Origin of the sequence: Aliarcobacter sp. (assembly GCF_041672065.1) — a bacterium.
GTDB lineage: Bacteria > Campylobacterota > Campylobacteria > Campylobacterales > Arcobacteraceae > Aliarcobacter > Aliarcobacter skirrowii.
Genome location: NZ_JBAZAH010000058.1, coordinates 1 through 10,395 on the forward strand (window position 1 = coordinate 1; position 10,395 = coordinate 10,395).

Annotated in this window: 8 protein-coding genes; 5 read left to right on the forward strand and 3 right to left on the reverse strand. The window is 28.4% G+C overall.

The window, feature by feature from the left end; genetic code table 11:
- Both WC168_RS08120 and WC168_RS08125 read right to left on the reverse strand, forming a co-directional pair.
- Positions 1-389, reverse strand: a 389-nt coding sequence (locus WC168_RS08120) for a PAS domain-containing protein (RefSeq protein WP_372618589.1), incomplete at its 3' end; no start/stop codon positions are given.
- 19 nt (positions 390-408) lie between these two features.
- Positions 409-762: a hypothetical protein gene (locus WC168_RS08125; RefSeq protein WP_228137746.1), complete on the reverse strand. Its 354-nt coding sequence runs from the start codon at positions 760-762 to the stop codon at positions 409-411.
- 128 nt (positions 763-890) lie between these two features.
- Here WC168_RS08125 and WC168_RS08130 point away from each other — a divergent pair, with 128 nt between their 5' ends.
- The 5 genes from WC168_RS08130 (at position 891) to WC168_RS08150 (ending at position 9,116) form a co-directional block, all read left to right on the forward strand.
- Positions 891-2,636 carry a diguanylate cyclase gene (locus tag WC168_RS08130; RefSeq protein WP_372618591.1) on the forward strand — a complete coding sequence of 582 codons (1,746 nt, stop codon included), beginning with the start codon at positions 891-893 and terminating at the stop codon, positions 2,634-2,636.
- Positions 2,637-2,694: 58 nt separating this feature from the next.
- Complete coding sequence (locus WC168_RS08135; protein ID WP_066407111.1) at positions 2,695-3,822, forward strand: efflux RND transporter periplasmic adaptor subunit; 1,128 nt, start codon at positions 2,695-2,697, stop codon at positions 3,820-3,822.
- Positions 3,819-6,941, forward strand: coding sequence for an efflux RND transporter permease subunit (locus WC168_RS08140; protein ID WP_372618593.1), 3,123 nt, complete (start codon positions 3,819-3,821; stop codon positions 6,939-6,941). Before WC168_RS08135 ends, WC168_RS08140 begins: the two co-directional genes overlap by 4 nt.
- Complete coding sequence (locus WC168_RS08145) at positions 6,934-8,295, forward strand: efflux transporter outer membrane subunit (protein WP_372618595.1); 1,362 nt, start codon at positions 6,934-6,936, stop codon at positions 8,293-8,295. Before WC168_RS08140 ends, WC168_RS08145 begins: the two co-directional genes overlap by 8 nt.
- A gap of 230 nt (positions 8,296-8,525) precedes the next feature.
- On the forward strand, positions 8,526-9,116 hold the full coding sequence (locus WC168_RS08150) for an outer membrane protein (RefSeq protein ID WP_372618597.1): 591 nt from the start codon (positions 8,526-8,528) through the stop codon (positions 9,114-9,116).
- A 74-nt stretch (positions 9,117-9,190) separates the two neighbouring features.
- On the opposite strand, the gene WC168_RS08155 is transcribed toward WC168_RS08150, so the two are convergent.
- Positions 9,191-10,395, reverse strand: a 1,205-nt coding sequence (locus WC168_RS08155) for a methyl-accepting chemotaxis protein (RefSeq protein ID WP_372618599.1), incomplete at its 5' end; no start/stop codon positions are given.

Consider the following 10,395-nt stretch of genomic DNA (forward strand, 5'->3'; position numbering starts at 1 on the left):
ATTTTTTGTTTTGCAACTGTTAATTCTGTAATATCTTGAACTGTTCCATGTGATATTAAAGCTTTTTTATTCTCATCAAAAATTGTTTTACAATCCTCTTTTACATATTTAATCTCTTTGTTGCTTAGCTCTACTCTGTGAACTATTGAGTAATCTTTTCTATCTTCTAAAGATTTTAAATATGCACTATTTACAAGCTCTCTATCATCTTTGTAAACTAAATCTAAAAATAACTCATAACTTGGTTTTATATTTTTATCTAAACCAAAAATATTATAAATCTCTTTAGACCAAATAAGTTCATTACTCTTTAAATTAAGTTCCCAAAATCCTATTTTTGCTAGTTTTTCAATAGACTCTAGCTGATATTTATATGATGTTTTTCCCATCTCCTTGTATTTATCCTAGCTAAACTTCAATCTCAAAAAACTCTTCATCAACTTTTTGATAAGTTGCAACCGAACATGAAATTTTTGTAGCATTTGAATAATCTTTAAACTCTTGTAAAAATAGCTTTTTTAATTTTTCAATATCTGTTGCTCTAAATATAAAGTACCCTAAAATATTACTTTTTCTCTCACCAGCTTTTTCAATACCAAAACTATCAAACTGCCAATCAACACCTCTTGTAAAGAAAAAAACTTCACTTATTCTTTTTTCAAGTTCATCTCTAACATTTTGATTAAACTCTTTTAAATGTATTTTAAATGCAACATTACAGTTAAACTCCGATTGTGTTAAACTCTCTAAACTTTTATCCATGATATTCCTTTAAAAATTGTAAGCTGTTATGGTAACTAAATCTTAATTAAAAAATAAATTTTTTTATTTTATATTTATTATTTTAAGTTATAATTTTCGTTATTTTTTTTCAATGTGGGAGGTATTAGTTGGATTTAGTATTTAAAAAACTTTTTAAAAAAGGGGTTTCTTTAAAGAGTACCATCCTTCTACTTTTCTCAACAATTGGCATCTTATTAATTTTAGTTTTAGCTTATCAACTACTTTTTTATAGTAAAAAACTAGCAATTTCAAACATAAATTCAAGATTAGATGGAATTGCTTTAAATATTCAAAATTCAATAAAAGATGTCAACAATACTAGCTTTAGTACAGTTAATACTTTGGCACTTTTAAATGATCAAGATAGAGTAAAAATTTATACAAACTTTTTAAAATCCTATCCAAGTTTATATGCAATTTATACAGGATATGAAGATAATAGTTTTTATGAATTTATAAATTTAAGAGTTGATAAGAATCTTATTAGCTCTTACAGTGCAAAAGATATTGATAGATGGCTTTTAATAAAAATCGATGGAAAAAATAGTACAAAAAGAGAGCTATTTTTTTATGATGATGACTTAAATCAAACAGATTATAAGATTGAGCCTAATTCATATCTTGCAACAAAAAGACCTTGGTTTAAAGATGCAAAAAATTCAAAAGAGGCTATAAAAACCAAACCATACACTTTTTCACATATTGATTCAATTGGAATAACTTATGCAAAATCTATTAAAAATGGCAAAGAGGTTGTTGCTATTGATCTACTAATTGCAGATTATCTTAATAGTTTCAAAAATCATGTAGATATAAATAAAACAGAGCTTTATTTGTTTGATTCAGATAAATTAATTCTATCTTCACTTTCAAAAAACAGTAACTCTTTTAATGATTTTATTCTAAATATATCAGATTTAAAAGAGTTTGAAAATACGCAAATTGTAGAAAAAGATAATAAAAAATTTCTTATTAGAATAATAAAAATTGATAATAACAAACAAGATAACTATTTAGCTTTAATTGCAGAATACAAAAATATTTTAAAACCATACAATCAAGAGATACTTTGGCTTCTTTTTGTATTTATTTTTACAGGATTAATTACTATTCCTTTAATATTGTACTTCTCAAGAGTTATTTCAAAGCCAATCTACTCTTTAGTAAGACAGAGCAAAAAAATAGAGAAACAAGATTTTAATATCTCAAAAATTGATACCTCTATTCAAGAAATTTCACTTTTATCTTCTGCTTTTTCAAATATGTCAAAATCAATTTATGATTATCAAACATCTCTTGAAGAGAAGATTCTTCAAAGAACAAAAGAGCTTTATGAGAAGAATGAAGAGTTAGAGAGATTATCTATTACAGATAAACTAACGGGACTTTATAATAGAGCAAAACTAGATAGTGTATTAAATACAGAGTTTGAAAAAGCTATAAGATACAATGATATTTTTAGTGTAATTATTATGGATATTGATTTTTTTAAATCTGTAAATGATAATTTTGGACATCAAATTGGAGATGATGTATTAAAAGAGTCTGCAAAAATTTTAAGCTCTTGCATTAGAACTAGCGATACTCTTGGTCGTTGGGGAGGAGAGGAGTTTTTAATAATTTGTCCAAATAGTAAACAAGAAGATGCTATTAAGCTTGCAAACAGAATAAATATTGCAATTAAACAACACACTTTTTCAACTTATCCAAAAAAAGTTACTATGAGCTTAGGTGTTGCTTCATATTGTAGCATTTTTAAAAAAGCTGAAGATATAGTTGCATCTGCTGATATTGCACTTTACAAAGCAAAACAAACAGGAAGAGATAGAGTTGTTGGAGAAAATGATATTTAATATTAAGTCTTGGTTAATATTCATATTATAAAATTACCAAAAAATTTGGGAAAATCATTTGAAACTTTTTAAAATCTTTATAATATTTACTGTTGTTTTGTTTTTTGCATCTTGCGAAAAAAAGGCTCAAGTAGTAGAGTCAAAACCAGTTGAAGTTGGATTTATAAATCCAAAAGAGCAATCTTTGAATTTAGAGATTGAACTTTTTGGAAGAGTAAAAGCTAAAGAGATAGCACAAATTAGACCACAAATAACTGGAATTATTGAAAAAAGAGTATTTACAGAGGGCTCTTTTGTAAACAAAGGTGATATTTTATACCAAATTGACAAACTTGATTATATAGCAAATGTAAATAGTGCAAAAGCATCTTTAAATAGTGCAAAAGCGACACTTCTAAGCACTAAAGCAAAAAATGATAGAGCAAAAGAGCTTTTAAAATTTGATGGTATTTCAAAACAAGAAGCCGATGATATAGAGGCTTCATATCTTCAAGCTTTGGCTTTAGTTAATCAAAGAGAGGCTGAACTTCAAAGTGCTAATATAAATCTACAAAGATGTGATATAAAAGCTCCAATAAGTGGATATATTGGAATTTCAAATGTCACAACAGGAGCACTTGTAACTGCAAATCAAACTCAAGAGCTTGTAGATATAAAAGATAGTAGTAGTGTATATTTAGATCTTACAATATCATATAAAGAGTATTTAAATCTAAAAAATATTGTAAGTTTTGATACACAAAATAGCTCAAAAGTAAGATTAGTTCTAGAAGATGATTCAAAAATTGAGAAATTTGGAGTTTTACAAAGCAAAGAGTTAAGTGTTGATCCAAATAGTGGAACAGTAACTTTAAGAGCTGTTTTTGAAAATAGTGACAATAGCTTACTATCTGGAATGATGACAAAAGCTTATGTTCAAAGTAGTAAGAAATTTGATGGATTTTTAATCCCTCAACAAGCTGTTTTAAGAGATCAAAAAGCAAATCCAATAATAACTTTAATAAATGATGATTTTACAACTACTCAAAAAAGAGTTAAGATTTTAAGAGCTATTGATAATTTTTGGTTGATTGAAGATAGATTAAATCCTAATGATAAAATTATAGTTGAGGGACTTAATAAAATAAATAGACAAAGCAAAGTCTCTATAAAAGATTTAAACACTATTTATGAAGTTAAAAAATGATTGCAAAATTTTTTATATTTAGACCTATTTTTGCTTGGGTAATTTCACTTATTATTATGATAAGTGGTGTTGTAAGTCTTTATCTTCTTCCAGTTGAACAGTATCCAGATATTGCACCACCTCAAATAAATATTTTTGCAACTTACACAGGAGCATCTGCTCAAACTGTTGAAAATAGTGTAACTCAAATAATAGAACAACAACTAACAGGTCTTGATGGAATGTTATATTTTTCTTCAAGTTCAAGTTCATCTGGAAGATCAAGAATAAGCATAGTTTTTAATCAAGGAGTTAATCCAGATATTGCTCAAGTTCAAGTTCAAAATAAAGTTGAACAAATCTTATCAAAACTTCCTGATGATGTTCAAAGACAAGGAGTTAGAGTTTACAAATCTCAAACAGATTTTTTAATGCTTGCATCTGTTTATGACTCAACAGGAAAAGCAAATAGAACAGATATTAGTGATTTTTTAGTAAGTAATCTTCAAGATAGTATTGCAAGAATTGATGGTGTTGGAGAGGTTACTGTTTATGGTGGACAGTATGCTATGAGAATATGGCTAGATCCTTATAAACTTGAAAAATATAATCTAATTCCTCTTGATATTCAAAATGCTATAAATGCTCAAAACTCACAAGCAAGCGCTGGAAGACTTGGAGCAATGCCAACTTTAGATAATCAACAACTTTCAGTTACGGTAACTGCAAGATCTATGTTTGAAAATGTTGATGAGTTTGAAAATATTATTTTAAAAACCTCTTTAGATGGAAGCAGTGTAAAAATAAAAGATGTAGCAAGAGTTGAGATTGGTGCTCAAAGCTACAACAATGTAACAGCTCTAAACGGTTACCCAGCAAGTGGTATCTCAATACAACTTGCAAGTGGTGCAAATGCTGTATCTACTTCAAAAAAAGTTAAAGAGTTTTTACAAAATGCTCAAACTTTTTTCCCAGAAGGGTACAAAGTAGCATATCCAAGAGATACAACTTTATTTATACAAGCATCTATTAATGAAGTTGTTAAAACTTTGATTGAAGCTATTATTTTAGTTGTTTTTGTAATGTTTTTGTTTTTAAAGAATTTTAGAGCAACTTTAATTCCAGCAATTGCAGTTCCTGTTGTAATTTTAGGAACATTTGCTATTTTAAATATTTTAGGTTTTACAATAAATACCTTAACAATGTTTGCTTTGGTTTTAGCAATTGGACTTTTGGTTGATGATGCTATTGTTGTTGTTGAAAATGTTGAAAGAAATATGAAAGAGTTAGGACTTAGTGCAAAAGAGGCAACAATTATATCAATGCAAGAGGTAACAAGTGCCTTAATTGGAATTACAACTGTTTTATCGGTTGTATTTTTACCTATGGCATTTTTTGGAGGAAGTACAGGGGTTATTTATCAACAATTCTCAGTTACAATAATCTCATCTATGGTTCTATCTGTTATTGTTGCACTTACATTAACTCCAGCACTTTGTGCAACAATTTTAAAACCTCATAGTGAAAAAAGTAGTGGGTTTATATTTAAATTTAATCAATATTTTGAAACTTTTACAAAAAAATATACATCTTGGATTGAAAAAATTATAAAATTTCCAAAAAGATGGGCTATTTTTTATCTTATTATTGTTGTAGTTGCAAGTTATATTTTTATAAAACTTCCAACAAGTTTTTTACCAAAAGAGGATCAAGGAAGCCTTATGGTTCAATACACTCTTCCTGTTGGTGCAGTTGCAAGTAGAACAGTTGATGTTGCAAATATTATTAGAGATTACTTTTTAAATGAAGAGAAAGAGGCTTTAAATACAATATTTACAATCTCAGGATTTAGTAGTAGAAGTAGTGGTCAAAATGTTGGAACAGCATTTATCTCTTTAAAAAGTTGGGATGAGAGAAATAGCAAAGAGTTACATGTAGATAGTATTAGTAAAAGAGCTATGATGGCATTTAACAATCCAAATAGCAAATATTTCATAAGAGATGCTAGAGTTTTTGCAATAAATCCAAGTGTAATTCAAGGATTAGGAAGTAGCGATGGATTTGAGTTTCAGCTCTTAGCTAGTTCAAATATAAGTAGAGAAGAGTTAAGAGATGTAAAAGATGCTATTTTACAAGAGGCTAAAACAAATTCAAATATAAACTCTGTAAGAGCAGATGGTACAGAGGAGTCACCTCAGCTAAAAATATCTTATGATGTTCAAAAAGCACTATCTTTGGGCTTAAATCTAAGAGATATTGATACTACTTTAAGTGCTGCTTGGGGTGGAATTTATGTAAATGATTATATTGATAGAAATAGAATAAAAAGAGTCTATATTCAAGGTGATGCACCGTTTAGAAGTGCTCCTGAAGATTTATATAAATGGAAAGTTAGAAATAGTGCTGGAACTATGACTCCTTTTAGTGAGTTTTCAAAATTCTCTTGGGAGTATGGACCTGAAGAGTTAACACGATTTAATGGATTTATGTCTTATGAGATTCAAGGAAGTGCTGCAACTGGAATTAGTTCAGGAGTTGCTATGAGCGATATGGAAAAAATAGCAAATAAAAATGCAAATGGAACAATGTATGCATATAGTGGCTCTTCTTATCAAGAGAAAATTGCAAGTAATCAATCACTACTTTTATATGCAATTTCAATATTAGTTGTCTTTTTATGTTTAGCAGCTCTTTATGAGAGTTGGAGTGTTCCATTCTCTGTTTTACTTGTAGTTCCTTTGGGCGTTTTAGGAGTTGTTTTAGCTGTTTATTTTAGAGATTTAAGCAATGATGTATATTTTCAAGTTGCACTTTTGGCAGTTATGGGACTTGCAAGTAAAAATGCAATCTTAATAGTTGAGTTTATAAATAGTGCATATAAAAATGGTATGAATTTAGTAGAAGCTTCAATTTTAGGAGCAAAACTAAGACTTAGACCAATAATTATGACCTCTTTAGCATTTATTGCTGGAATCATCCCACTTGCTATTTCAAGTGGAGCAGGTGCTAATAGTAGAATTGCAATAGGAACTGCAATTTTAGGTGGAACATTAAGTGCTACAATTTTGGCAATATTTTTTGTACCACTATTTTATATATTTATAAAATCAATATTTAAAAAAGAGGCAAAAGATGTTTAAATATCTTTATATCTCTCTTTTTGCTCTAATTTTTACAGCTTGTTCAATGCAACCAAAACTAAATTTAGATGAAAAAGAGTTGATTCAAAGCAGCTTTAAAGATTACGAAAAGAGCGACAAAAAGAGTTTTGAAAAGCTTGATAGTAGTGATTTTATTTTGGATGAATCATTAAAAAAGATTGTAAATCTAGCACTTTTAAATAATAAAGATTTAAATATTGCCCTACTTAAAATAGACAGAGCCAAAGCTTTATATGGAATTGAGACTTCAAAACTTTTTCCAAGTGTTAATGCAAATGGCTCTTTAAACAGAAGCGATAGAAACAACAATATAAGTAGCAATTATGAGGCAAATTTAGCAGCCTCTTTTGAGCTTGATCTATTTGGTAAAAATCAAAGCCTAAACCTTGCAGCAAAAAATAGCTTTTTGGCTACAAAATATGCTTACAATAGTACAAAATTAGTTCTGATTTCGCAAACAATATCTAGCTACTTTAATCTTTTAAGCAATATTGAAAATAGAAATTTAGCTACTAAAATATTAGAAAATCTAAATGAAGTCTACACTCTAACTTCAAAAAAATATAGTATTGGAGCATCAAGCAAAGATGAGATGTTAGCATCGCTGGCTAGCCTAAAAGAGATGGAAAATAGGATTTTGGATTTTGAAAATGAGATAGAAAAAAGTATAAATGCTCTTGAGCTTCTAATCTCTTCTAAACTTCCAGATGATATTTTGAAAAATAGTTTTTTGGACTCTTTATATCTAAAATCTTTAGACTATAATATTGACTCAAATGTTTTACTAAACAGACCTGATATAAAAGAGTATGAGTTTAAATTAAAAGAGAAAAATGCAAATATAGGAGCTGCTAGAGCTGCATTTTTTCCAACTATTTCACTAACTGCAAGTACAGGATATGCAAGCTCTTCTTTGGATGGATTATTTAATAGCAACAATAGTTTTTGGGAATTTAGACCATCAATTACTCTTCCAATTTTTAGTGCAGGTGCAAATATAAAAAGATTAAAATACTCAAAAGTTGAGCAAGAAATTGCACTAAAAGAGTACCAAAGATCTATACAAACAGCTTTTAAAGAGGTTAATGATGCTTTGGCTATAAGAAAAAATATAGATTTAAAAGTAAAAAATCATAAAGAGCTTTTAGAAGCTTTAGAAAATAGTTACAACATAGCTTTAAACTCTTATAAAATAGGACACGGAAGCTACTTAAATATGCTTATATCTCAAAGAGCATTTATAAATGCAAAAATAAATCACACAAATTTATATAAAGATGAGTTAGAAAACAGAGTTTTACTATTTAAAGTTTTGGGTGGAGAGTTAAATTAATAAGATTTTCTTACCAATTTACACACTTTTATATTTTATTATTATAAGAGTTTTAATTATTTATTATTAAGAGATTATTAACAAAAATATTTATAGACTTTGAAGTTTTGAAATATACACAAGGGGAACATTAAAAAATTATTTATTTTATGGATAATAGAGTAAATAAAATTATAAATTCCAAGTAGTATATCTTCTTAATCACAAACAAAAAATAAATAGAAAGAAAAATGAAAAAATTAGTTACAGCTGGAATAGTTGCAAGTACACTATTACTTACAAATGCAAGCGCAGATACAAAATGGTATGCAGGAGTTGAAGTAGGAAGTGCTTCAAATACAACAGAACTTGAACTAGAAAGATATGGTATTTCTGCTAGTGTAGATGTGGATAATAACTATAAAGATATTAAATTTGTTGTTGGAAAAGGTACAGGAGATGACTGGTACACTCAACTATACCTATCTAAAATAACTTATGATAAAGGGCATTGGTTTTCAAAAGATGATAAAGCACTAGAGATTGGTTTTGAAACTATGAAACAGTTTAAAGTACATGAAAAAGTTTACCCATTTTTAAAATTTGGTTTAGGTATTGCTAATATGGATACAAATCAAACTAAAATTGTTGATAGCTTAATCTCTGCTGTTTCTTTAACTTTAGGTGCTGGAGTTGATTTTAAAGTTACTGAAAATATCTCTATTTTAGGTGGTTTGGATTATAACTATAAATCATGGCAAGATGCAGAAGATGGTACGGATACTATATCAACTTCAGATAGCGGTACAAGATTTTATGTAGGTGCAAACTATAGATTCTAATCTATTATAAAAATAAGAGATAAATCTCTTATTTTTATTATTTTAAAGATAAATTATTTCCCCTAGCTCTTTTTTTAAAAGCTCTCCCATTCATCATCTTTTGATTTTGTAGCTTCTATTTTATTTGCAACAAACTTTTCAGTTTTTTTAGTTTCATTTTTTAAAATAACTTTTTCTTCTATATTTAAATTTTTTCTACTCTCTTCAACTATCTTATCTTTACCTAAAAATCTTTTTTCTAAAACATCTTCTACAATATGTTTTGAGATACTGTCAGTTTCATTTGCTATATCGTGAGTTTTTGAAGCTACAATTGCATTTTGTTGAGTTTTTTGGTCAAGCATTGTAACAGTATCGTTGATTTGAGAAATTCCAGCTTGTTGCTCTTTACTTGCATCTGAAATCTCATTTATCATTTGTGATGATTTTTCAATATTAGTTAAAAGCTCTTCGTAATCTTTTATCATCAAATCAGAGATATTTTTTCCCTCTTGTGCTTTTGAAGTTGCCATCTCTACAATATCTTTAATCTCTTTTGCAGCTTCTGCACTTCTTGTTGCAAGATTTCTTACCTCTTGCGCAACAACAGCAAATCCTTTTCCAGCCTCTCCAGCAGTTGCAGCTTCAACAGCAGCATTTAGTGAAAGAATATTTGTTTGGAAAGCAATTTGGTCAATTACTGCTATTGCTTCATTTATATGTGTTACTTGATTTGTAATTTCATCCATAGCAACAGCAGTATTTCTTGCCATCTCTTGACCTTTTTTAGCTGAGTTGCTTACCTCATTTGAGTAACCTGACATTTGAATAACATTGCTAGAATTGCTTGTAACTGTGCTTGTAATCTCTTCTAGTGCAGCTGCTGTCTCTTCAAGACTTGCAGCAGCTTCGTTTGAACTTTGATTTAGGATATTTACATTCTGTATTAGATTTTTTGAAGAGCTTTCAAGTCTTATACCATTTTCTAAACTATCTTTTAACATTGAAACAATAGCTTCTTGAAGCGCATTTATCCCATTTATCATTTTTTCAAGAACTCCACCTACTTCGTCTTTATCACCAAGTTTTAATACAGGTCGATAATCATAAGCAGAGTAAGAGGCTAAAACTTTATTGATATCTTCAAATCTATCTTTTGTGTGAATAATCATCTCGTTTAACTCATTTTTAAACTCTTCAAGAGAAGCATTTGGAGTTGATTTATCTATTGTTTGAGAATACCAACCATTTCTCACTCTCATCATAACCTTTTTTGCTTCATCTATTAGTTCATTATCTT

Bases quoted from the DNA above. Each gene is read 5' to 3' on its own strand.
- WC168_RS08125 (WP_228137746.1), bottom strand. From the start codon at position 762: ATGGATAAAAGTTTAGAGAGTTTAACACAATCGGAGTTTAACTGTAAT.
- WC168_RS08140 (WP_372618593.1), top strand. From the start codon at position 3,819: ATGATTGCAAAATTTTTTATATTTAGACCTATTTTTGCTTGGGTAATT.
- WC168_RS08145 (WP_372618595.1), top strand. From the start codon at position 6,934: ATGTTTAAATATCTTTATATCTCTCTTTTTGCTCTAATTTTTACAGCT.
- WC168_RS08150 (WP_372618597.1), top strand. From the start codon at position 8,526: ATGAAAAAATTAGTTACAGCTGGAATAGTTGCAAGTACACTATTACTT.